Source organism: Chitinophaga eiseniae, from assembly GCF_012641265.1.
Taxonomy (GTDB): domain Bacteria; phylum Bacteroidota; class Bacteroidia; order Chitinophagales; family Chitinophagaceae; genus Chitinophaga; species Chitinophaga eiseniae_A.
In genome coordinates this window covers 57,742-80,696 of sequence record NZ_JABAHZ010000005.1, presented here as the reverse complement: position 1 = coordinate 80,696, position 22,955 = coordinate 57,742, and the positions used below count along the sequence as shown (strand labels likewise).

At 46.1% G+C, this 22,955-nt stretch carries 19 protein-coding genes; 13 read left to right on the top strand and 6 right to left on the bottom strand.

From position 1 onward, the window contains the following. The first annotated feature begins 16 nt into the window (after positions 1 to 16). From HGH91_RS20490 to HGH91_RS20475, 4 genes are read left to right on the top strand one after another with little or no spacing between them, the layout of a single operon-like run. Positions 17 to 1,384, top strand: coding sequence for a RagB/SusD family nutrient uptake outer membrane protein (locus tag HGH91_RS20490; RefSeq protein WP_168740678.1), 1,368 nt, complete (start codon positions 17 to 19; stop codon positions 1,382 to 1,384). Positions 1,385 to 1,389: 5 nt separating this feature from the next. Beyond that, positions 1,390 to 2,859, top strand: coding sequence for a TlpA disulfide reductase family protein (locus HGH91_RS20485; RefSeq protein ID WP_168740677.1), 1,470 nt, complete (start codon positions 1,390 to 1,392; stop codon positions 2,857 to 2,859). Then, positions 2,859 to 4,460: a S41 family peptidase gene (locus HGH91_RS20480; protein WP_168740676.1), complete on the top strand. Its 1,602-nt coding sequence runs from the start codon at positions 2,859 to 2,861 to the stop codon at positions 4,458 to 4,460. Before HGH91_RS20485 ends, HGH91_RS20480 begins: the two co-directional genes overlap by 1 nt. 25 nt (positions 4,461 to 4,485) lie before the next feature. Further along, positions 4,486 to 5,628, top strand: a complete 1,143-nt coding sequence (locus HGH91_RS20475; protein WP_168740675.1) for a TlpA disulfide reductase family protein — start codon at positions 4,486 to 4,488, stop codon at positions 5,626 to 5,628. A gap of 98 nt (positions 5,629 to 5,726) precedes the next feature. On the opposite strand, the gene HGH91_RS20470 is transcribed toward HGH91_RS20475, so the two are convergent. Beyond that, the gene (locus HGH91_RS20470; RefSeq protein WP_247651797.1) at positions 5,727 to 7,271 is read right to left on the bottom strand and encodes a PLP-dependent aminotransferase family protein; all 1,545 of its coding nucleotides are present in this window, start codon (positions 7,269 to 7,271) and stop codon (positions 5,727 to 5,729) included. A gap of 203 nt (positions 7,272 to 7,474) precedes the next feature. On the opposite strand from HGH91_RS20470, the gene HGH91_RS20465 reads away from it, so the two are divergent. Next, positions 7,475 to 8,086, top strand: coding sequence for a hypothetical protein (locus tag HGH91_RS20465; protein ID WP_168740674.1), 612 nt, complete (start codon positions 7,475 to 7,477; stop codon positions 8,084 to 8,086). Positions 8,087 to 8,121: 35 nt separating this feature from the next. After that, positions 8,122 to 9,105 (top strand): biotin synthase BioB, encoded by a 984-nt coding sequence (gene bioB / locus HGH91_RS20460; protein WP_168740673.1) that lies wholly within the window; start codon positions 8,122 to 8,124, stop codon positions 9,103 to 9,105. A 500-nt stretch (positions 9,106 to 9,605) separates the two neighbouring features. On the opposite strand, the gene HGH91_RS20455 is transcribed toward bioB, so the two are convergent. Next, positions 9,606 to 10,250: a hypothetical protein gene (locus HGH91_RS20455; protein WP_168740672.1), complete on the bottom strand. Its 645-nt coding sequence runs from the start codon at positions 10,248 to 10,250 to the stop codon at positions 9,606 to 9,608. 9 nt (positions 10,251 to 10,259) lie between these two features. Next, on the bottom strand, positions 10,260 to 11,570 hold the full coding sequence (locus tag HGH91_RS20450; protein WP_168740671.1) for a hypothetical protein: 1,311 nt from the start codon (positions 11,568 to 11,570) through the stop codon (positions 10,260 to 10,262). Between the two features lie 396 nt (positions 11,571 to 11,966). Between HGH91_RS20450 and HGH91_RS31670 the strand changes: the two genes are divergently transcribed. The 5 genes from HGH91_RS31670 (at position 11,967) to HGH91_RS20425 (ending at position 15,729) form a co-directional block, all read left to right on the top strand. After that, positions 11,967 to 12,317 (top strand): thrombospondin type 3 repeat-containing protein, encoded by a 351-nt coding sequence (locus HGH91_RS31670; protein WP_168740670.1) that lies wholly within the window; start codon positions 11,967 to 11,969, stop codon positions 12,315 to 12,317. A 77-nt stretch (positions 12,318 to 12,394) separates the two neighbouring features. Next, on the top strand, positions 12,395 to 13,207 hold the full coding sequence (locus HGH91_RS20440) for a hypothetical protein (RefSeq protein WP_168740669.1): 813 nt from the start codon (positions 12,395 to 12,397) through the stop codon (positions 13,205 to 13,207). A 389-nt stretch (positions 13,208 to 13,596) separates the two neighbouring features. After that, positions 13,597 to 14,007, top strand: a complete 411-nt coding sequence (locus tag HGH91_RS20435; RefSeq protein WP_262888338.1) for an RNA polymerase sigma factor — start codon at positions 13,597 to 13,599, stop codon at positions 14,005 to 14,007. A 123-nt stretch (positions 14,008 to 14,130) separates the two neighbouring features. After that, on the top strand, positions 14,131 to 14,466 hold the full coding sequence (locus HGH91_RS20430; RefSeq protein ID WP_168740667.1) for a YciI family protein: 336 nt from the start codon (positions 14,131 to 14,133) through the stop codon (positions 14,464 to 14,466). 12 nt (positions 14,467 to 14,478) lie between these two features. After that, a complete protein-coding gene (locus HGH91_RS20425) occupies positions 14,479 to 15,729 on the top strand; it encodes an RNA polymerase sigma factor (RefSeq protein ID WP_211092376.1) in 1,251 nt (416 codons plus the stop codon). Between the two features lie 103 nt (positions 15,730 to 15,832). On the opposite strand, the gene HGH91_RS20420 is transcribed toward HGH91_RS20425, so the two are convergent. The 3 genes from HGH91_RS20420 to HGH91_RS20410 all read right to left on the bottom strand — a co-directional run bounded on the left by HGH91_RS20420 (position 15,833) and on the right by HGH91_RS20410 (position 20,399). After that, the gene (locus HGH91_RS20420) at positions 15,833 to 16,420 is read right to left on the bottom strand and encodes a hypothetical protein (protein ID WP_168740666.1); all 588 of its coding nucleotides are present in this window, start codon (positions 16,418 to 16,420) and stop codon (positions 15,833 to 15,835) included. A gap of 39 nt (positions 16,421 to 16,459) precedes the next feature. Further along, positions 16,460 to 17,050, bottom strand: coding sequence for a hypothetical protein (locus HGH91_RS20415; protein WP_168740665.1), 591 nt, complete (start codon positions 17,048 to 17,050; stop codon positions 16,460 to 16,462). Between the two features lie 214 nt (positions 17,051 to 17,264). Next, complete coding sequence (locus HGH91_RS20410; RefSeq protein WP_168740664.1) at positions 17,265 to 20,399, bottom strand: AsmA family protein; 3,135 nt, start codon at positions 20,397 to 20,399, stop codon at positions 17,265 to 17,267. Positions 20,400 to 20,842: 443 nt separating this feature from the next. Here HGH91_RS20410 and HGH91_RS20405 point away from each other — a divergent pair, with 443 nt between their 5' ends. Both HGH91_RS20405 and HGH91_RS20400 read left to right on the top strand, forming a co-directional pair. Then, on the top strand, positions 20,843 to 22,045 hold the full coding sequence (locus tag HGH91_RS20405) for an acyltransferase family protein (RefSeq protein WP_168740663.1): 1,203 nt from the start codon (positions 20,843 to 20,845) through the stop codon (positions 22,043 to 22,045). A 141-nt stretch (positions 22,046 to 22,186) separates the two neighbouring features. Further along, positions 22,187 to 22,948 (top strand): polysaccharide biosynthesis/export family protein, encoded by a 762-nt coding sequence (locus tag HGH91_RS20400; RefSeq protein WP_168740662.1) that lies wholly within the window; start codon positions 22,187 to 22,189, stop codon positions 22,946 to 22,948. Positions 22,949 to 22,955 lie beyond the last annotated feature (7 nt).

Below are 22,955 nucleotides of genomic sequence, written 5' to 3'. Positions count from 1 at the left end.
CGGAAAAATGATTAACATGACAATGAAACGTATTTGTATCGCGCTGCTGGTATTGGCCATGGGAACTACCTCCTGCCGTAAGTTTGTGGAAGTGGACCAGCCCAACCAACGCCAGTTTAAATATACTGCCGATTATCAACGCCTGCTCAACAACGTAAGCCTGTTCGAAATTTCCGCCAGCCTGCCTATGTTGTCCAGCGATGACATCAACCTGGGAACCAATACCAACCTGGAATCCCTGCTCAACAGGGGAGCCGATAATATTTATACCTGGGCAGCTGACTACTATACCTCCGATCAGAGTGATGCCGGATGGGACCAGCTGTATAACCAGGTTTACGTGTGTAACCAGATCACCGCCAACGTGATGGAAAGCACAGAAGGCACCGCGGATCAAAAGCAACGCATATACGCAGAGGCGCAAACCCAGCGCGCCTCCGCCTATCTCACGCTGGTAAACCTGTACGCACGGGTGTACAATACGGCCAATGCCACTACCGATCCGGGACTGCCTTTATTGCTGAAGCCCGACTTGCTGGTAGCGCTCAACAGGGTTTCCGTGAAACAGGTGTACGACCAGATCATCCTCGATTTAAACCAGGCATTACCACTGTTACCCGACAACCCATCCAACAGGCTGCATCCGGGCAAAGCAGCCGCTTATGCGCTGCTGGCAAGAACCTACCTGTATATGCAACGATACAGCGAGGCAGCCGATTATGCCGCCAAATCACTGGCTGCATACAATACGCTCTTAGACCTGAACGATTATGCCGATGGGACCAAAACCTATCCCCGCCGCCTCGACAACCCCGAAGTGCTGATGTCTAAAACAGCGTCTAAACCGGGTTATATCGATTTGCCGCTGAGCACCGTGCTGGTGAATAAGTTTGCGCCGGAAGACCTGCGCTACCAGCTGTTTACCCGTGGGGGCAACACTTTCCAGCCATCGTTTACAGGAAGGGGCTCGTACCGCGACCGCCTTTTCATGGGCGATAATGTCACTGTAGGCGTATCGGTACCAGAAATGATGCTTACACAGGCAGAGGGCCTGGCACGGGCTGGTAAAACAGATGAAGCCCTGGCATTGGTGAATAAACTGCGGCAGAAACGTTTCCGCCCGGCGCAATATACCGCCCTCACTGCTGCTACCAGCGATGCCGCACTTCGTATAGTCATCGACGAAAGACGCCGGGAATTGTTTGGCACTGGGCTGCGCTGGTTCGATCAGCGCAGACTAAGCGTAGAGCCAGCACTGGCGGAAACCGTCACCCGTGTATTCAAAGGCGTTACCTATACGCTGGTGCCGGGCGACCGCTATGTATATCCTATTCCGCCTAAGAATATTGAATTGAACCCAGAGATTATCCAGAACCAACGATAAAAATTATGAGAAGAAAAATAAGTTTATTCGCAGGCTGCCTGCTATTGGGAATTACTACAGTGGTTGCCCAGAAGTATGAGCCCTACCGGAACGCCGACCCAAAAGAACTGGTGAAGCGGAAAGACCTGACAGAACAACAGCTGGGAGATATCCAGCGGTATTACCAGTTTCAACTAAAGGATACTATCCGTGGCGCCGAATTGCTCGGGCTGGTGATCAACAAGTATCCCAAGGGTGCTTTGGCGCGGTTGACTACTTTCCATAAAGTGTTGGCCACCAAAACCCTGGAGGAAATGACAACGACCTCCGAAAAATTCTTGGAAACATTTCCTTACGCTGATTGGAAGGCGCATCCTACCGACCAGGAATTTATTTACTACAGCATTCACCGCCAATTAGGGGCAGCCTATATGGACACGCGGCAGTTTGATAAGCTGATCGCCTTTTGCTCGCCGCTTAATTTTAAAACAGAAAATGAAATATACCGCTGGAATATCATGCGGGCCTATGTCTTCAAAACGGTAGGCCGTGATACCCTCACCAGGATGTCGACAGCACTGATCAATGAGTTGATAAAAAAAGTAAACGACCGCTCCTACGAAGAAGCCGGCGTATTCAATGTAGAGAAAGCGGCCGCCAATGCCAGCGAGCAACTGGATAACGAACTGGAAACGCATATCTCGTTATTATACGATGAGAAACAGTATGCTGCGGCAAAGGAATATTTCAGGTACCGGTCTCCTAAAGGCACCTATGGAACAGCAGACCTGAATAACAAACACCTGGATATCCTGCAGAAAACAGGCGACCAGCAAGCCATACAGCCATTCCTGGAAAATTGCGTGAAAGCCAATGCCATGACAGCCCATATGTTTGAAACCCTGAAAAGTTTATACACCGCAAAAGATAAAACGCCGGGCGCCTACGATAAATACCTGGCTTCGCTGAAATCGGTGACAGAGCAGGATGAGCTGAAAGCGGCGGTGAAAGCAAACCTGACAAACCAGGAGTATATCCCTTTTGCATTGGAAGATGCGGAAGGCAATATGGTACGGTCCAGCGACTGGAACGATAAAATTGTGGTGCTCGACTTCTGGGCTACCTGGTGTAAGCCTTGTATCGCGGCATTTCCCGGTATGCAGATGCTGGTAGATAAGTATGCCAACGATCCGCAGGTAGCCGTGTACATGGTAGGTACCATGCAAACCGGCAACTATAAAGAGAAATCGGTAGGCTATGTAAAACAGGAAGGCTTCCGCTTTCATCTGCTGCACGATGCGGTGAATAAAAAAACAGGGGAGCAGGACCAGGTATTCAGAACATTTGTGCCCTTCTTCCAGTCCTCTGCCATTCCCCGGAAAGTGATCCTCAAAGATGGCGTGATGCGCTATACCGCGGAAGGATATTCCGGCAGCCCCAGCAAACTGGTAGATGAACTGAGCTATGCCATTGAACTTTTAAAAGCAGAAAAATAATGTTGCTGAAAAAATATGTGTTTATAACACTTGGCCTGGCAGGGCTTTCCTGTTCCCTTCAGGCACAGGTAAATCCGAAGGAGAAGCTCTGGCAAACGTTGAAAGCGATCCAGGGAAACTATGTGGATTCGCTGACCGATGAAACGCTGGTTAATGCCGCCATTGCAGGTATGATGCGCGAACTGGACCCGCATTCCCGCTATTTCTCCAGTGAGGAAGCGACGCAGATGCAGGAAGCTATGAAAGGTAATTTTGCCGGCATAGGCATCCAGTTTATGATGCAGCACGATAGCCTGTATGTAACCCAGGTGGTGAGCGGCGGTCCGGCAGAGAAAGCCGGCTTGCAGGCGGGCGACCGGATCATAGCCATCGATAAAGCCACCGTTACCGGCGCTACCAACTTCGCCATTATGAAAAAGATTCGTGGCGAAAAAGGAACGCCGGTAGCCCTGGAAGTATTGCGCAAATCCAATGGGGAGAAGTTTTCCGCGGAAATCGTCAGGGGTATTGTAGCCGACAGGTCAGTAAGATCGGCCTATATGGTCAATGACCAGGTAGGGTATATTTCGTTACGCATCTTCAGTGAAACTACCCGGGATGAAATGGATAAAGCGCTTATGCAGCTGAAATCGCAGGGCATGAAAAGCCTGATCCTGGATTTGCAGGGAAATGGGGGAGGCCTGGTACAATCGGCTATAGGCGTGGCCGATGAGTTTTTGCCGAAAGATAAACTGGTGTTTTACAGTGTAGGAAAAGATAAAGGAAAGGACTATTACTATACCGGTGGCTTCGGCAGTTTCATGGAAGGCAACCTGGTCGTATTGATCGACCAATATACCGCGTCCGCCAGCGAAATTCTCACCGGCGCTTTACAGGATTGGGACCGCGCCGTAATAGTGGGAAGAAGAAGCTTTGGTAAAGGCCTGATGCAACGCCCCGTACCCGTGTTTGACGGCTCCGTGCTGGAACTCACCGGCGCCCGGTATTATACGCCTTCTGGCAGGTCTATTCAAAAGCCTTACCATGGTAACAGTTATAACGATAACGTACAAACGCGGTTGGCCAGCGGAGAGTTAACGCATGATAACATCGTTCATTTCCCGGACTCCCTGAAATATACCACGCTGACGAATAAACGTACCGTATTCGGTGGTGGAGGTATTATGCCGGATAAATTTATTCCTATAGATACCGTGGAATACAACGGCTGGCTGCAGGATATATCAGATCATAACCTTACCGGTAAAATTACGTTCGATTACCTCGATAGCAACCGTGCGGCGTTGTTGTCCAGCTACCATGATTTTAAAGCATTCAACCGGCAGTATACTGTACCGGATTACCTGGTACAACAGGTAGTAGGCGCGGCTGAAAAAGCGGGACTGACACTGCAACCCGGAACAAAGAACCGGATCATCAGCTTATTGTCGCTCGAATTGAAAGGCCAGCTGGCGAGTCAGCTCTTTGCAGGAAATGATTATTACCTGCAGGTATTGAATACCGACAATGCCAGCTTCCAGGAAGCCCTGCAATTGCTGCAGCAGCCGGAACGCTATGCGCAGCAACTGAAGGCGGCGCCGGCAAAAAAAGGAAAGAAATAATATTGACCAGGAAAAAAGACAAACCATGCGTTACAATAAAATCATGATACTGGCCGCACTGAGTGTACCCATCGTTACCTGTGCCCAGCAAGCCTATACCATTAAGGGAAGTGTAAGTAATATCAAGGAGCCTGTAAAGGCCTTCCTGACTTACAAGGTAAATGGAGAACGGAAGATCGATTCTACCATCATGAAAGGTGGAAAGTTCGTATTCCACGGTACCGTGGGAGCGCCAAAGGAAGCACATATTATAGTGAACCACAACAACCTGCCGCAAGATCCTACTACCCGTCACCAGGACGATATCCTGCCCTTCCTCATTGAAGACAGAACGATCACCATTGCCGCAAGAGATTCGATCAGGAATGCCGTGATCACCGGCAGCCCGGTGAACGACGATAATACAAAGATCAACGCTTTGCTGAAGCCTTACTATGATAAGTACGGTTTGCTGAACGATGAGTTTAAGGCGCAAACATTGGAAAAGCAAAAGGATACCGCTTACATATCCAGCCTGGATCGAAGGGCCAACGATATACAATCGGAAATCATTGCGGTGAAAATGAAGTATGTGAAAGCCAACCCGGGTAAGTATATGGCGTTGATGGCTTTTAACTCTACGCTGCCTCCTGAATTTGATGCGATAGCAGCAGAAAAGAACTTCAATGAACTGGACCCGGCTATCCGGAAATCCGACCTGGGAATGGAATTACAGGAGCGGATTGCCAAAGTGAAGAAAACCCAGGAAGGCGCCATCGCCCCGGATTTTACCCAGCTCGATGTAAATGGTAAGCCGGTGAAGCTGTCTGATTTCAGAGGCAAATATGTACTGCTCGATTTTTGGGCATCGTGGTGCGGCCCTTGCAGGAGAGAAAACCCGAATGTCGTAAAGGCTTACAATGCCTATAAAGACAAAGGCTTCACGGTATTGGGCGTATCGCTCGATAAAAGCGGCGACCGGGATAAATGGCTGGCGGCCATCGAAAAAGATGGTTTAACCTGGACCCAGGTAACAGACCTGAAAGCCTGGGAAAATGAAGCGGCAAAACTGTACGAGGTGAATGCCATCCCTATGAATTTTCTTATAGACCCCAATGGTAAGATCATTGGCAAATACCTGCGGGGCGCGGCATTGGAAGAAATGTTGCAGAAAGTATTATCTAACTGATTTGTCCTACCAACCATATACAATGGCTTTAAGTATTTCTCATAAGCAGCAGGTATACACCAACGCTGGCCTTCGGGCCGGCGTTGGAAAGCCATTGGTCATTCATGATGACGCCATTGCTCCAATACCCCCTGACGCAATATCCGCACGCTGTTTTCTGCCTCTGGTAGCGTGAAATGGCCAAATCCCAGCCGCATAGCAGTAAGGTCTTTATGCTGGTATAATAATGTTTTAGGTATAAACAGGTTATTCCTGGCACAGGCTTTACTCAATTGCAATAAGTTAATCGGTTGTTTCCACTTTGTCCATACCGCCAGCCCACCGGCTGGTTTTTTAAAGTCGATGAATTCGTGTAGTTGTTCCTGTAAGATGTCTACAATATGATCCCGCCGCTCCTGGTACACTTTCAGTGATTTTTTTAGATAGCGGTGTATATCTCCTGCTTCAATCATCTCTCCCAATACCTGTTCCATCAGTACATCGCCCTGGCGGTCGATAATGCCCAGGTGTTTCCGCATTTCGACCATCAGGTTTTCGGGTGCTACAATAAATCCCGTTCTGAATCCCGGGGCCAGCGATTTTCCGAAGGCGCCGGTATATACCACCATGCCATGGCTGTCGGCGCTGGCGAGGGGGAGCACGGGACTATTGTCGTAATGGAAATCGTAATCGTAGTCATCTTCCAGTATGATAAACCCGAATTCGCTGGCCAGGTGCAGCAGGGCAATGCGGCGGGCAGCGCTGAGCGTAACGGTGGTAGGGTAGTGGTGATGTGGCGTGATATAGAGCATCCTGATTTTATGATGCTGACAAATGGTTCTCACAGCATCTACATCAATGCCTTCGTCGTCGATGGGCACCGGCATGATCCGGGCGCCTGATTTCTGGAAGATCATGTTCACCGAAAAGTAGCTGAGCGCGCCCACCAGCACAATATCACCGGGCGAGAGTAATATTTCCGAAGTGATGAATACGCTCATTTCCGTGCTGCGGGTAATAAGGATGTTGTCTTTTGAAATGTGTAGTCCGCGCGACTGGTTCAGGTAATTGGACAGGTGCTGTTTAAAAAACTCGCTGCCATCGTGGTTATAGTAGCCCAGTTTTTTATGGTTGCTTTTCCTTTTCAGGTTAGCGCTGTATAAGCTGGACAGGTGATTGATCTGGGTAAGCCGTATATCCGGTGTGCCGTCGTTGAACACATATTCGCAGGAAGAGTGTTCAAAGGGATTGTCTAACAGGTTGCTCTTTTTGAAAGAGAAGCCTGTCACCAGGGGATAGTGCGCCAGCTGATTTTCGTGGGCGCTGCGTATTTTCTGTGGCCGTGTGGTTGTTTTCCCGATGATGAAAGTGCCTTTATTCGGGCGTGTTTCCACCCAGCCCTGGGCGTCCAGCTCTTCATATACCGCCACGATGGTATTCCGGTTAACGCCCAATAGTTCGCAAAACTCCCGGGTACCCGGAAGCCGGGTGCCGGTGACCAGGAAGCCACGCTGGATGGCGTTGATCAGCTGATGGGCTATCTGTAAATAAACGGGCGTGCCCGACTGCCGGTCTATCTGCACAAAACTTTTATAAGGTACCTGTGTCGGACTACTCATGTTGTTGTTTTTAATATAGTCTGATAGTCCGGCAAGATATTTCATTTGCACCGATTTTAACTATAGATAAATTATATATAATGTATAGTATGTTTTTAATCTTTTTTATAGAGAGAAAATAATGCCCGGAAATCCCGGTGGATCAAATTTCCGGAGAAAGGATATTTAGCCGGACTAGCAAAAATGTGAAAACTGGCCTAGTGGAGTCATCCGGTAAGCGCCTACTTTTGGGCGGAAACAAGTTGACTATGGAAGAACTACTGCAACAGATTGTTGGTCGCGATACCCTGCATGCCCGGTGGCTGAATACCTTGTCTTTTATGGAAAATGCCGGTGCCAGGAAAATATCCGCCTGCGAGCATCCGGTGCTGGTAAATTTTATCCAGCTGAAACACGCTGCAGAAGAGCATCGCCACGCATATTACCTGAAAAAACAGATTGCCAAAGTAGATCCGGATCATTGTAAAACTTACCAGTTGCACGAACTGATGGCGCCGCACCAAACCCGGCATTATCTCCATCAGCTGGACATGCAGACCTGCCGCTACCTGAAAAAAGCGTTTGGCCTGGAAGGGCAGGCGCTGAAGTATGCTGCCTATCTCTTTGTCACCTACGCCATAGAAGTGAGGGCGGACTTGTTGTACCCGGTATACCAGGCCGCGCTGGACAAAGCTCAGAGCAAAGTAATGGTGCGGTCTATCATCCTGGAAGAAGAAGGACACCTGGAAGAAATGATCAACCAGCTCAATGAGTTTGCGGCCGACTGGGAAGTACATGCACAGCAGGTACAGTTGCTTGAACAACAACTATTCGATGCCTGGATAGCCGCCGTAGGCCAGGAGCTGTACCAATACGCCTAACCACATTCATACACTACTTATAATCCACTCATAAGATGACATCCGCTATCAGAAACGACTGGACCCTGGAAGAAATTCAGGCCATCTACGACCAGCCTTTGCTGGAACTGGTTTTCCAGGCAGCTACCATACACCGGCAATACCATTCTGCAAAGGAAATCCAGGTATGCACGCTTTTATCTATTAAAACCGGCGGATGCCCGGAAGACTGCTCCTACTGCGGACAGGCAGCCAGGTATCATACCGATATTAAAGTACAGGCGCTGCTGCCCACAGAAACTGTAATTGCACATGCGCAGAAAGCCAAAGATACCGGGTCTACCCGTTTTTGCATGGCCGCCGCCTGGCGCGAAGTGCGCGACAACAAAGACTTTGATCGCGTAATCGACATGGTAAAAGGAGTGAATGACCTGGGACTGGAAGTATGTTGCACGCTGGGTATGCTCACGGAAGAACAGGCGGTACGCCTGCAGGAAGCCGGGCTGCATGCTTATAACCACAATCTCGATACCTCCGAAACATACTATAAAGAAATTATTTCTACCCGGAAATTTGACAACCGTATTAATACCATCAACAACGTGCGCAAAGCCGGTATCACCGTTTGCTCCGGTGGTATTATCGGGCTGGGGGAAACGCATCGCGACCGCATTTCCATGCTGCTCACGCTGGCTACCATGCCCAAGCATCCTGAATCCGTGCCCATCAATGCACTGGCCAGGGTGAAAGGTACACCACTGGAAGATAATCCTAAAGTGGATGCCTGGGATATGGTGCGTATGATTGCCACCGCCAGGATCGTGATGCCGGCATCTACGGTGCGCCTCACTGCCGGTCGTATCGAAATGACGGAGTCTGAACAGGCCTGGTGCTTTATGGCAGGCGCCAACTCCATCTTTACCGGTGAGCGCCAAACCCTGCTGGTAACGCCTAATCCTGGCGTAACGGAAGATATGCAAATGTTACAAAACCTGGGATTGGAGCCTAAGCTGAGTAAGAAAGAGGTGTCGGCCTGCTGATGCTACTAACAATAATAGCCATACACCCTCTTTTTAGGAAACGATATATCAATAACAACGTACCTTTTTATTAATGTTATCGCGATACTAGTTGCCTTCAGTTTCAGCAACTTTTTCATGGGATATAAATCGGTCATATGTATTATTCAATTGATGGTAAATGTGTTATGATTGCTGGGTATATTCCAACTCATTCTCTGCATTCTTTGTCCTCCGTGTTTGATTTTATAGAGTGAAATTCGAATAGGTGTTTGATAATAAGTGAAATGTGTTAACGAAAAAAACAACTTCTCATTGGTGCACGTTTCGCTCAACCACCCGAATTTTGTGCAGGCATGAATTGACTACCTGTTAAAATGAGATCGGTGGCATTAACGCACTAAGGATTTGGGAGGAACTGGCATTGCCAGTTGTCCACAGGACGGGAACGAACGTGTACCCTGGAAAGGCCAGGTACTGGCCCTGGCCTCACTTTGATATAAGAATGCTAAAGTTGTTGTTTATGGAAGTACCGCCAGGTTTTTTAATTGAAAAAATTCATCAAACAAATAAGAGTAGATTGGGTATGGCCCGGGTTGTGGTTGGCCACCTAATTGTAAAGTACCAGACACCTGCCTTTTTAACAAAATATCGTGGGCGACAAATTGGTAATCGTTAAAATGCCTCATTACCGCTTCTTTAACGTCCTTCATAAAGGTCGAACCTTGTTCTCCGTTTTCACCTGTTCCCGTGTGGGCCAACCTAAAGGTTGGTATTAAATGCCGGTTCATTGGTTTTAAATGGTCAAAGCTGTAGGTATCTAATAAAAACACCGTAAAATATGGGCAAAGAAGGGAAATGTTTAAAATTATTTTCCGTTGATGCTGCAAATTTTGTTGACTGTCCCGGTAGTCCAACAGTATGTTTAAAGAGTAGCTTGGGCTTTGATTAAAGTAAAAATCCTGTATGGCGTAATCAGGTTTGGAAATCTCTTTTACAAGGGAAGTCCAATTGGATGCTTCCATAGTGTCCGTATTGCCCAGTTTGCTTTCAATAATGGTATCCCTTTGCAGTGGAACTATCCTTGGTTGCGCATAATATTCCGGCATCCCTATTGGGTAATATTTCTGAATATAACTGAGAAGATCAAATGCAGTATCTTTCATAAAATTTAGTTACTCACAGTTTCCTGTGACTTGGTTATGATATTTTGCAATTGTTGGTGGAATGTTCCCTAAACATTGTCCTTCTGAAAAGGAGCTTCCGAAAGCATAAATATTAAGATACCCAATATAAGCCTCTTTTAATGCAATTTTTAGTGCGGTAGCGGTTGGGGCAATGGTTCCTCCATTAAGTTCCATGAGCACTTCATTGGCTGCCCAATTAAACGCATCAACTAATATTTGCGAGGTTCTTACTGCATTTGAGTTTGCAACCTCAATGCAGGCAATTCCAAAGCGTACCTGGATGGGTGGTAAATTAGATCCAAGTAGAACATAATTTGCACCTAGATTTTGAATCTGTGCGGTTCTGCCATTGCCAGTTGGTGTAGATGGGTAGTCGCCACACAAAATGCCTAAAGAGCCTCTATTAGGTCCATAATCAGGTGTAAAGCTAGGGAAATTTGATACTTCTGAACCGCCGCCATTTGGATCGCCACCATATATGGAGTTAACACCCACAAATCCACCTATAAATGTGCCTGATGGCGGTGGATCGAAAGTAATGGTTACCTCATCAATGTCCATGACAAGGGTACAGCCTTTTGGATCTACCCATACGTTTTGGGGTGTATTAGGGCATTTATCGTCCTTGTTCATGATACCATCTCCATCATCGTCATCTTCTGGACCTCCGGGACCGTTGAATGCAATTACCTGGTTTTTCTCCAATTCACCGGCAGTTGAGGTATGTTTTATGGGTGCAAGTCCTGTTCCGCCACCAACTGGTATCTCGCTGGTTGGCCCGCCATTTTGCATATTGAATGCCCTTATCGGCGTGCCGGAGGCATTGAAGTATCTGACAATGCCCGTTAGCGCATTGTAATTTGAATTGGTTTGACGCCAGGTAGTACTGGGTTCAAATTCTTCAAATGTCATTCTTTTAAATCCTCGTTCCTTAATTGCAATCATCATCAGGAGTCTTCCTGTAGAAGGATCAAAACCAATAGGTATGTAAAGGGCTACCTGGTAATCATACAGGAAATAAAGGGTAGCAAATTTATAATGTGGAATTATGAACGGGTACCGGCTTTGTAACGCGGTTCTAAGTCCTTTACCTACAGCTACATTGAACAAAGAATCTGCCTCCCTGATGTGTACTGTGTCATAATCCGCCGGGTAAACTTTAGTAGTAAAATTTCCTGTGGCTGATTTTGTGTTGTTCAGTTTTTGCAATTGCACCTTATCATCTTTTTGGCAGGATGCCAAATAGAAAATGGCAATTAGTGTGACGGCAATTAGCGAAAGAAATAAGTGTTTTTTCATAAGAAAAATTGTAATGGGTTATCAAATGATAATTGGCTACATTGATTTAGTGGTGATGATTCTTTTATGCTGCAATTAAATTTGTTTGTGAGGGGCAGGGCAACTTCATAGCGAATATAAATAATTGACAGTGCATGAATAATTTTTTGTATATCTTGATAATTTTGATAAATACTTTTGTAAGTAGGAATGTTTTAGGGCCTGCCTTTCTATTGATTTTTTAAATAAGTTTTATTAATTTATATTGGGTAAATTTAATGGGCAGCTATGATGTTTTAATTGTACGTCTGCCGTTGGCAAACACGCGCTGCTGGTATTAAAATCATAAGAGAGAAAACCCTCTTTGTAGTATACTATTCCTTTTTACGTGTTTTGTATAACCTATAAATATTCATTATGGACCCAAGAAAAATTACCGCTATTGCACTACCTTTAGTAGCCCTGGCAGCATTGTTGACCTTTAGTAGTTTTGCAAATTTCAAGACCGATCGCAACACTGGTCATCCGGATCAAACGGTTTCTTCAGTCATAAGTGCAGACAAAGATTCGGATAACGACGGTGTAACAGATTCGGATGACAAATGCCCCAATACACCAGCAGGTGTACAGGTTGGACCTGATGGTTGTCCTGTGCCACAGGATCCCAGCGCGGATGATACCGATGGTGATGGCGTTCCGAATGCCTATGACCTTTGCCCTAATACACCATGGGGAACACCCGTGGATAGTCATGGTTGTCCCAGATAAGGTAAAATGAAATTTCAATGCTACCAGCTGCACGAAATACTTTGTAATGCAGCTGGTGGTTTTTAACCCAAACTTCTATGTGGCCTTCATTTGATCTAACCGCTCCTTTGCATGAGCAAAAAGGGGCTGAATTCAGCCGGAAATATCCATTCCTGTATGGCGTACTTAAAAGGAACAGATTTTCTTTTTTAAAGGGGCATGTGGCCGATTCTAAGCCATACAAAGAATTCCCATGTGCAGATTTCCGGTTTGAGGATGTTATAAAAATGTTTGCAGCTAATAATCCCCATGCCATGCGTATATTTAATTTGCTTGAAATGGGAATAACTGTTATAAGGGGAACCCTGTCAGGAAAGCAGCGGAAGATGTTTGATGAGTTTCTCAATATGTACTTTAATGGCAGGAAGGAGCAGCTTTGCGACTTTATTGGTCTATTGCTATGTCTTAAATATTCTCTCATGAATGGTGTTGGGCTGTTCTCAATCCTTCCTCCGGAATACAATTCCGGAGATACCGATTTTATTGGAATGGAAGCCGGAAACAACGGAAATATACTTTACCGCATTAAAAACATTTACATTAAACCCGAAACGAATAACGCGGTACAGGATTTAAAACGGCATATTCACTTTTTGAGGCGTAATCCCAGTTATGAAAAAACGGCCGGTGTGGAAAAATATATCCGAACCCGGCAAATTAATTTTATTTGGGCGGATGGAAACATTCTAAAAAAACTTAGCCAATCTGGAGAGTTTGATGAAACTAGTGAAAGAGATAATTGCGAATTCCAGACTTTAAGTGTATTTAGTATGGCTTTGAATGGCACATACCTGCATAGGGTTGGTAGGCTGCATGAATTGTTTGTTACGAGAACACCGGGCAATAGTTGATCCTTGGCTGGGTTCAGCTATCGGGCATAAATTTTTTTAAAAACCTTCCGAATGGAAGATTTTTTCGCTGCTAAACTTCGCCGTTGCACCACAAATGAGAGTCAGCTAATTGAAATACAATAGTAAAGTTAAGCAGGGGGATCACTAAAAGCGTGGAAAAATAAATTATGAAATTCCACTATTTATAGAAAAAAGCCCAAAGGTTGAGGGCTTGCCATTGAGTAACAGGCTTATGAGAATACACCTGAACTAATGGTGTTATTTGAGGATTAGAAATGGGTGACTGTTTCCGGCTGTTCGTCTTTTGTCAGCGTACCTGCATCCGGCGTTTATGCATGTACGTGAGGAATTGAAGGCAGATAGCTTATTGGAGCTGATATCGGTCGTTTCTGATACTACGGAATGAGGCGCTGGCGGCCGATGCTTTGCAGGAAGTTTTTATGAAGATATGGCAACATATAAATAAATACGACCCGGATAAAGGCAACTTGCTCTGGTGGACCAAGAAAATTGCCTGGAATACCTCGCTGGATATAATCCGAAGTAAGCACTTTAGCAATAGCCGGTTGAATGAACCTCTGTCTGATGTGCATAAACACCTGTTGGGAGATACCAACCAGGTGGAGTTTGGGCTTCGTAAACTGACTGCAAGGCTAAAGAAAGAGCATAAAGAAGTGGTGGGTCTGGTTTATTTTGAAGGATATAGGCAGGAAGAATTAGCAGGAAAACTGGGGATTCCGCTAGGAACAGTTAAGAGCAGGCTGCGTGCTGCAATGAAAGCATTAAGGAAATTAATTTAATTCATTATTTCGAATATACCGGGTAAAAGCAGCAGCGCACACATCTCCGAAAAAAAATTAACTTTATTTGTCCCCCCGGGGAAGTTTCATTCGTCATCTGGATGAAAACAAAACTGATAAACCATGAAAGAGTTTGTATTGATCTTCCGGCTGAGTAATCAATCCCAGGAAAAACCCTCCGCAGAACAAATGCAGGAAAGGATGAACTGGCTGGCCGGCATTGCTGCACAAAATAAACTGGTAGACAAAGGCAACACTTTGTCGCCTGTAAGCGCCAAAACGGTAAGACCTGATAATGTAGTAACAGACGGCCCTTACACAGAAATTAAGGAGTTTGTGAGCGGGTATATTATTGTAAAGACCGACACCATCGAAGAGGCGGTAGAAATGGCCAAAGCGAATCCCATCTTTAAGCTGGGCGGCAACATAGAAGTACGGGAAATCATGAAACGTGATTAAAACCAGCAGCTGATGACTGATCCTGCAGCTTCTCCCCGTGAGCTATTGCCTCACCTGTTCAGGGTGGAGTATACCAAAATGACGGCCGTATTGTGCCGTCATTTTGGGCTGCAGCATATTGAAACAGCCGAGGATATTGCCAGTGAGACATTCCTGAAAGCCATGGAATCATGGGGGAAAAAGGGCATTCCGGAGAACCCTACCGCCTGGTTGTACACGGTGGCAAAGAACAAAACCAAAGACTATCTCCGCCGGCAGGCGGTTTTTGAAACACAGATAAAAGATGCGGTAAAGCCCCGTGAACAACTAACCTTCGAGGAGCCGGACTTTACCCCGCAGATGATCAACGACAGCCAGCTGGCCATGATCTTTGCGGTTTGTAATCCCAGCAACGCCCCGGCAGCACAGATCTGCCTGGCCCTGCAGGTGCTCTGCGGATTCAGCGTAGCGGAAATTGCCGCCGCCTTTCTCACCAAAACAGAAACGATCAAAAAGCGGTTACTGCGCGCCAGGGCCAATCTCCGTAAAGACCATTTCCAGGTGAAACAGCTGGAACCCGCTGCTATTGCTGAAAGACTGGATACCGTTTTAAGAACCATTTACCTCCTGTTTAACGAAGGCTATTTTTCTGTGTCCGGAGATCAGCTGATCCGGAAAGATCTCTGTTCAGAAGCATTGCGACTGGGACTCATCCTCACAGAAAATCCGCTTACCAATACTACCCATGCCAACGCGCTGCTGGCGCTGATGTGTTTCCAGAGCTCCCGCCTCGATGCCAGGGCTAACGAGGCCGGGGATACCATTCTTTTCGAGCAGCAAGACAAGTACCTCTGGAGCCAGGAACTAATTGATAAAGGCAACTACTACCTGGTGAATGCCTGCACCGGCGACGAAGTATCCAAATACCACCTGGAAGCCGGCATCGCCTACTGGCATACTACACCTACCGATCAGCATAAATGGGAACATATTTTACATCTTTACAACCAGTTGATCCTGATGGAGTATTCGCCAGTGACGGCGCTGAACCGAACCTTCGCTTTTGCCAAAGTGTATGGTTCAGAAGCAGGTATTAAGGAAGCAGAAAAATTGCAGCTGCACGACAACAGCTATTATCATTCCCTGTTGGCCTATTTATGGGCAACTACCGACATACATAAGGCTATTGCCAGTTATCAGCAAGCCATACGGCTAACGAAGTCGGCGGCGGAAAAGAAAACGCTGTTGAGCGCAATACAGCGGCTCCACGAGAAGCGCTGCTAAGGTTGGATAAAAGACGAGGCTGTATTTCAATGTTGAAATACAGCCTCGTCTTTTTATAGTCTACGGGATATCTTCCGTTAAAGGATTAAAAATCAGTGTCCAACTACTTCGCTTTTTTAGCCACCAGTTTACCAAGTACTTTACCGGCTTTAGCGTAAGCGTCGCCGATACGTGGACCGGTAGCAAACTGGCCTTTACCGCCGCTCATATCATTTAACATGATTTTGCAAAGCACCTTGGATTTATTGGCAACATCATAGATATAAATTTCGAGATTGACAGCTGCTTTGGCAGATGTTATACCGACGTTATATCCTACCTCAATAAATTTAGTGTGGACTTCCATCAGGTATTTAGTCGCAGTATCTTCGCTGATTGTTCTTTTGGAAAATTTGGTGAAAGTCTCATTAAATTTAGGCTGATAATGGGCTGTTCTGTCGTTGATCCAGCTTTTTTCCCATTCATCTCCTGAACCAGGTGTTTTGGCATCTTTCTCTGCCTTTTTTCTTTTAATATAGGTAGCTTCTTTACCATCTTTACCAACGGTTATATTTTCATACACGTACGCTACCTGTATTTCTTTAACATCTTTCAGAAACTCCAGGTTACCTTTAACGATATCCTGTGATTGCGATTTATTACTCACAACGAAGGATCCTGCCAACAGGATCAGGGCAAACAATTTTTTCATACAGTAAAAGCTAAAATGAAAATTTAGAAAAAGGGATCATTAGAAATTAAAGAGCGAGCCGATGCTGAATACATTAGGTTTGTCATCACTCAACCCTTTCATGTAACTCAGTTTTACCTCAATGTTATGTACCTTGCCAACGCCTATACGAAAGCCTGTATTGGCCATTGGTCCATTAGTACTGGATTTGGCACTGGCGGAATAGTCGCCTAACACACTGTCATGATAATCCTGATTGCGGCTGCTATAGTGAAAGCCGTAGCCTGCGCCTACAAAGAATCCAAAACGGCCATCGGCTTCCCGGCTGGACCCACGTCCGAAGTTGGCATTAAATACCAGTGGAGCGTTAAATATAAAACTGAGATTATTGCTCTCTCCACTATAGGAACCATAGCTGCTATTGTAGCTGCCACCCAATCCTATACTGAGGGGGATACCCAGGGATAAAGACATATTGTCTTGCTCCATAAAGTTAAAACGGGGAGAATAAGTAAGACCGCCCACCGCAAAAGCATCAGACTTGGCTGATGTTTGTACAAAAGCAACCACACCCGCGCCATGCATAAAACTTTGGGAATAGGAATTAACTCCGGCAACACAGGCTGCGGCTAACAAAAATAATTTTTTCAAAATGATAGATTTAGGGATTTGAAAATGTATTACAGTTTATAGGTAAATATCTCGAACGACTATACGAAGCGCAAGTTAGAAGTTTTACGGCGGCTTTCAGAAGAGGGCGCAAAAAATAGCACTAAAATGTGACGCTAAACCTTTCATGATAAAGGATTGAGAGCTAGTTTTAGTAACTACTTTAAAACGCTGAAGATGAAAACAGCGGATATCTTTAGTTATCCTCTTCCGATTCCGTTGTTTCTTCCAGTTTATTATCGCTACCCCGCCGTAGCTGTACTTTGGGATTGCTTTGCGTACCGGTAACATTAAACGGAATACCGATAATACCAAATGGAGGCAGTCCTACACGTCCTTTCAGATTGAGTTGTCCGTCCATGCTCACCTGTCCCTCAAAACGCGGCCGGAAGCCGGCAATACGGAGTTTGGTTCTCTCTATGGTAATAATATTATTGCTGATGCTGGATTTAATATCGACTTTGGATACATCGGGATCTTTGATGTCTGATTTGCCGGTGGACTGGCTCACGGCATTCATCAGTTTAAATCCTTTCAGTTTTATTTTTTTCACCGACAGCACGCCGCCTCCTTTCAGGGAGGGGTAAATTGGATTCATGTTACCATCCAGCTTACCATTGAGGTGATAGTCTATTCCTACGATGCCGCTGGCGCTGGCTGCCGAACTGGCCATGTCGTGAAAGATCTTTATTTCATTATAGGCGCGCCTGATATCGAATTCTTTTGCACTGATATGGTAGTCGAATGCGGCCCGCTGGGGTTGGATGCAGGTGTAGGTAGCATCCATTTCCACGGGAGCGCCAATAATATTAAAGCCGGTTTTATTCATCAACACCTTGCCGCTGTCCAGCACTACCTGGCCATGGAAGCTGTCGATGTCCATGCCTTTAAAGCGGATCTTCGCTGCGGTGGCGTTGAGGGTGAGCGCCAGGTTAGTTGGCAGCCGGATAACGCCGGAACCGGAGGACGCGGCTTTAGGCGTTGCGGCGGCAGGCTCCGTGGCGTTGGTCATCAGTTCATCTACCAGTATATAATTGCTTTTAAAGTCGAACGTGCCATGCAGGGTTTGATTCGGTTGGGTGGCATAACCAATCACGTTACTTAAGAAGCCGTTCATGGTCAGCTTTGATTTACCATAATTGGCCACGAAGGTATCGAACCACATTTTGTCCTGGTCGAACCGGAAAACGCCGTTGCTGATGCGGCAGGGCAGGGGGAGCAGGGAAGTGGTGAGTACAATATCCTTTACCGTGAGCGTACCCCGGTTATTGAGTTTATTGTAACGTCCGGCGATAGCATCGGCCTGGGTACCGCTGAGTGCCAGGTTGGTGGCAATGAAGCCTTTCACATCGTAGCCTTGCAGGGCAAATACTTTGTAGATGGCGCCCAGGTTGATCACGCCGTTGGAGGTAATATTATAGCGGAGGTTATCAAAGTTGTTAAGGTCTGCTTTCAATACAAAGGGCTGTCCTTCGAATTCAAAGCCCACTGGCTTCAGGTTTACCTTCATCGACTGGAGGGTACCGGTGGTGTTGGTAACGGTGGCGTCTATATTAATTTTCTGGATAGGTGTAGGGTAATATTTGGTCCGTATGGTGCCGTCGTTCATAGTGAGCTGGGCCGTAGTAACGGGAAAGCGCCTTTTTGCCGGGATATAACTGCCTTTGGTATTTACATCTATATGTAGCGCCCCGGTGATATCGAGACTGTCCATACGATAAAATTGCTGGATGTCGGCCAGGTTCATTACGGCTGCCAGTTGGGCATCTACTTCCGGGGCTTCGGCGTTGTGGAAGCGGAAATAGCCCTTGATATAATTGCTCAGGAGGTTGGCGTTGATGTTGTCGATATTGAAGTGCGTATGGGCGTAGTTGCTGTCGGGGCAGTTGGCCTGCACCTGGAAGCTGATATTTTTAAGGGCTTCCGGCAGGGACGTAAATTTAAAGTAGCCGTTGCGCAGGCTGGCATCCAGGTTAAAGGCCGGGATGCTGGCAATTACAGTATCGGGCCGGTGTTTGGGGCCACGGTCCAGTATGCGGGTGGCATACAGGCCATCGGCCAGCAGGTGGGCCTGCAGGCGGCCTTTCAGCTCAAAGGAAGGGTATCCCATGGCCTTACTCCATTTTTCCAGGTCCAGGTCTGTATTCATTTTTACATGCACTTCCGGTGTTTTGAGTCCTTTTACCCGGATGATGGAGCTGAAATAGTCTTTGTCGATGTTGAAGAAGATAGAATCCACATTTACATAGAGACTATCTGTATTGAGCTGGGCGAGCTTCGACTGGAAGTTGAGGAACAGGTTTTTGATGGGCGCCGGCGCTTTGGGGTTGCTGATCTGGCCATTGCGTACCTGCATGTTAAAGGTGAGGGTAGGCATGGTGTTGGTGGCTGCGATGTATTCGCCAATGAGACTGGCATTTACGTCGGCGGTACCCTGAACATCGGTATGTTGCATCCAGGTGAGGTATTCCGGTGGGAGGGCGCCGAAAATGGCATGCAGACTGGATTCCATGGAGCTAAGGCGAAAGTCCATCTTGTAACCGTTTTTCAGGAAGGCGAAGGCGCCTTTCAATCTTACTGGCAGTTCATTTATTTTCAGGTCATTTCTCTCGAAAATAAAATCGAGGGAGTTGGTGTTTATTTTAGTGATCAGTTCTCCATTCAGTTTTTTAGACAGGAGGTAGGAGGTGTTGTCATAGGCAAAGTCGAGTGAGCCGATGTTGATTTTAGAGTACAGGTCAAAAACCGCTTTACTCAGGTCTCCTTTACCGATGTAGTTCACTTCTTTGGCTTGCAGGTACATGGGGAGCGACTGGTCATCGTAAATGAGATGGCAGTGTTCTATCTGTATCCGTTCAATTTTCATAGAGGCGCTGCTGCTGTCGGATTTGTTGGTATTGCTGGAGGGAGCCGCCTGGTATACGTTATAGTTCGGGCGTCCGGCGGAATCCACCATGATATGTATTTTCCCGTTGGTCAGGTATATTTCGTCGATGTTGACCGCGCTGGAAAAGAGGCTGCCCAGGTTTACGCCCAGGGCTACTTCGTTGGCCGCAACCAGGGTATCCTGTTGGAAAGGCGCGCCTCCTTTGAGGCTAAAATCATACAGGGTAAGCGTGAGTGCCGGGAAGTGATTAAAAAAGGATAGCCGGGCTTTGGAAAAGTTCAGTTCCCCGGTAATGCTGTTGTTGGCCCAGGTCTTTATTTTATTGGACACGGTGGTGGGAAACAGCATGGGGAGCAAAAACAAAAGCGCAAGAATAGCGGCTAAAGATATAGATGTAATTTTTAATATTTTTAATGCGACTTTTTTAATGAAGGCATTACGCATATGATTCTCGGTATATATTAAAGTCTTGCCCGCAAATACCCGAAAAATGACGGTTTACATGCCAGGCAATTGATGATGGTTACGCGGCGAAGGTAGTTTTTTTTTAAGTGCGGGGAGGTGGGAGGCCATAGTTTAATAGCATCTTAAGATTTGGGCTGGGGATGAAGTAAAGGAAGCGGGTCGGGGTGGCCGGTAACGGGTCGGCGCGTTTCTATTTTCGTATAGGCTTATTTGTTAGGAGCTGATATAATGTTCAATGCCGGGAGGGGCTATCTATATTTATCGCTGCCTATATCCAGTATTCATTTTGTTCATTCCGTGTTGTTGTATTCATTTCATTCTTTCGTATTTCAACGTATCGATACTCTCATTTTATAATTAACTTTCTTATACTGAATCGGATACACGTGGTGTTGATAATTTTGTTATTATTCGATGAATAGATGGCAAAGACACCAGACTCAACCACTCCTCAGCATTTTTATAGTTTAGATGCCGTGAGGGGCATCGCTTCGATGATTGTAGTGATTTATCACTGGCAGTTTTTTTACTATAAAGACGATGTTTTTGTATTGAATCATTTCGACCGGTATGCGTTACCCTGGTATTCGCAACTGTCGATGATATATGAATATGCCGTGGTAGCGGTGGATCTTTTCTTTCTGTTATCGGGATTTATTTTTTTCTGGTTATATGCAGAACGTATTGCCACACATAGCATGAACTTTGGAAGATTCGCGGTACTCAGAATTTCCCGCTTATACCCGCTCCATTTTGCCTGCCTGATAACTGTAGCCGTATTGCAATGGATGATGTTGAAAGTATATGGCCATTATTACATCCTGGTGTATAATGATTTTTACCACTTTATACTGAACCTTTTGTTTATGCAAACCTGGGGATTTGAAAAAGGCTTTTCCTTTAATGGTCCTTCCTGGTCTGTATCTGTAGAGGTGTTTTTATATCTCCTGTTTTTTGTGATTTGCTGGTGCCGGTGGCAGGCTAACCGGGGCCTGCTGATCTTGCTGATACCATTGGGGGCCATCATACAACACTATGGTTCCTACCTCGGAAAAGGCGTGTTTTCCTTCTTCCTGGGCGCTTTGGTGTACTATCTCTATGACTGGATAATCAGGGGAAATAAGGGAAGAAAATATCTCCCTTATATACTTACCCTCACAGGCATATTATGGGCATTTGTTTTTATTGCCTATCGTTTTAACCTGGTGTATCCCCTTTGGGAAGCGATGATGAAAAGATACCGGCCGCAAATGAATATAGCCGATTATCATGCTAATTATCATACTACCATTAACCTGATATTCAGGGTAACCGTATCGCCCTGTACCATCATTTGTCTTGTATTATGGGAATCGGTGAAAGGGCAATGGGCCAAATGGTTGTTAGTAATAGGAAACAGCAGCTATGCTATTTATCTTATCCACTTTCCCTTACAAATCGTATTTGTATTGGTGTTAAAGTGCCTGGGGCTCGACAGAACGTTGATGTATTCCCCTATAGCGCTGATGCTGTTCCTGGCTATCCTGATTCCCGTCAGTACCGCAGCGTTCTACTATTTTGAACTTCCTATGGAAAAGATGTTGCGACAAGCATTGGTGGGAAGAAAGAAAACACTGGTCACCTGAAAAACCGTAGTTAAATAGACATATTCGTTTGCTGCACCAAGTGTTGCTTTCAAAAATGCCACGCCAGGTTATAAAGTACCCTTCCTGGCGTAAGGCAGTAAGCCATTTATTTATATCAGCACAGATTTTTAATTACTTTGTATGGGTTCCATCATCCGTTTTTTAATCCTGATTTTAGGCGTCCTGCTATCCGGATGCGCTACTAACAGGAAGATTAATTATTTCAATGACATTGCCGCCCGTAGCGGAACCGATTCCCTGCAACCATACCGGCAACTGCGTATACAACCAGGCGATGTGTTACAAATTACCATTACCACCTTCGACAAAGATATTTCCCTGATTTTTAACCCGAATACCGCCAATCCAACTGTTCCCGGTGGCAATGGGATGGATCAGGGATACCTGGTAGATAGCAGCGGCCATATCAACTTACCGGTCATCGGAAAAATATATGTAAAAGATGAAACCACTTCACAGATTAATGACCAGGTGAAGCAACAACTTTCCCAAACGATGCAAAACGTATATGTGTCTACCCGGCTGGTGAATTTCAAAGTGTCGGTACTGGGCGATGTAGCCCGCCCGGGTTCATTCCGCATAGGGGCAGAGCGGGCTTCCATTCTCGACGCCCTCGCGATGGCAGGCGATATGACCAGCACCGCCGTGCGAAACGATGTGATGGTGATCCGGGAAGTAAACGGGGAAAAGACGTATGTAACACTCAACCTGAACGATAGCAAAACACTTTCTTCTCCCTACTATTACCTCGCTAATAATGATGTAGTGTATGTAAAGTCGGGCCCCGGCCGTACCTGGCCTACCTCCCGGCTGATTGTGTTACTGCCGGCTATCATTAGCGCTATTTCCCTGGTAACCACCATTGTATTACTTCATAAATGATCCTGGC

What these genes read in the sequence shown, in the direction of transcription:
- HGH91_RS20450 (WP_168740671.1), bottom strand. Translation starts at nt 11,570, where the DNA reads ATGAAAAAACACTTATTTCTTTCGCTAATTGCCGTCACACTAATTGCC.
- HGH91_RS20425 (WP_211092376.1), top strand. Translation starts at nt 14,479, where the DNA reads ATGACTGATCCTGCAGCTTCTCCCCGTGAGCTATTGCCTCACCTGTTC.
- HGH91_RS20485 (WP_168740677.1), top strand. Translation starts at nt 1,390, where the DNA reads ATGAGAAGAAAAATAAGTTTATTCGCAGGCTGCCTGCTATTGGGAATT.
- bioB (WP_168740673.1), top strand. Translation starts at nt 8,122, where the DNA reads ATGACATCCGCTATCAGAAACGACTGGACCCTGGAAGAAATTCAGGCC.
- HGH91_RS20405 (WP_168740663.1), top strand. Translation starts at nt 20,843, where the DNA reads ATGGCAAAGACACCAGACTCAACCACTCCTCAGCATTTTTATAGTTTA.
- HGH91_RS20490 (WP_168740678.1), top strand. Translation starts at nt 17, where the DNA reads ATGACAATGAAACGTATTTGTATCGCGCTGCTGGTATTGGCCATGGGA.
- HGH91_RS20420 (WP_168740666.1), bottom strand. Translation starts at nt 16,420, where the DNA reads ATGAAAAAATTGTTTGCCCTGATCCTGTTGGCAGGATCCTTCGTTGTG.
- HGH91_RS20430 (WP_168740667.1), top strand. Translation starts at nt 14,131, where the DNA reads ATGAAAGAGTTTGTATTGATCTTCCGGCTGAGTAATCAATCCCAGGAA.
- HGH91_RS20480 (WP_168740676.1), top strand. Translation starts at nt 2,859, where the DNA reads ATGTTGCTGAAAAAATATGTGTTTATAACACTTGGCCTGGCAGGGCTT.
- HGH91_RS31670 (WP_168740670.1), top strand. Translation starts at nt 11,967, where the DNA reads ATGGACCCAAGAAAAATTACCGCTATTGCACTACCTTTAGTAGCCCTG.
- HGH91_RS20475 (WP_168740675.1), top strand. Translation starts at nt 4,486, where the DNA reads ATGCGTTACAATAAAATCATGATACTGGCCGCACTGAGTGTACCCATC.
- HGH91_RS20465 (WP_168740674.1), top strand. Translation starts at nt 7,475, where the DNA reads ATGGAAGAACTACTGCAACAGATTGTTGGTCGCGATACCCTGCATGCC.
- HGH91_RS20455 (WP_168740672.1), bottom strand. Translation starts at nt 10,250, where the DNA reads ATGAAAGATACTGCATTTGATCTTCTCAGTTATATTCAGAAATATTAC.
- HGH91_RS20410 (WP_168740664.1), bottom strand. Translation starts at nt 20,399, where the DNA reads ATGCGTAATGCCTTCATTAAAAAAGTCGCATTAAAAATATTAAAAATT.
- HGH91_RS20470 (WP_247651797.1), bottom strand. Translation starts at nt 7,271, where the DNA reads ATGAAATATCTTGCCGGACTATCAGACTATATTAAAAACAACAACATG.
- HGH91_RS20440 (WP_168740669.1), top strand. Translation starts at nt 12,395, where the DNA reads ATGTGGCCTTCATTTGATCTAACCGCTCCTTTGCATGAGCAAAAAGGG.
- HGH91_RS20400 (WP_168740662.1), top strand. Translation starts at nt 22,187, where the DNA reads ATGGGTTCCATCATCCGTTTTTTAATCCTGATTTTAGGCGTCCTGCTA.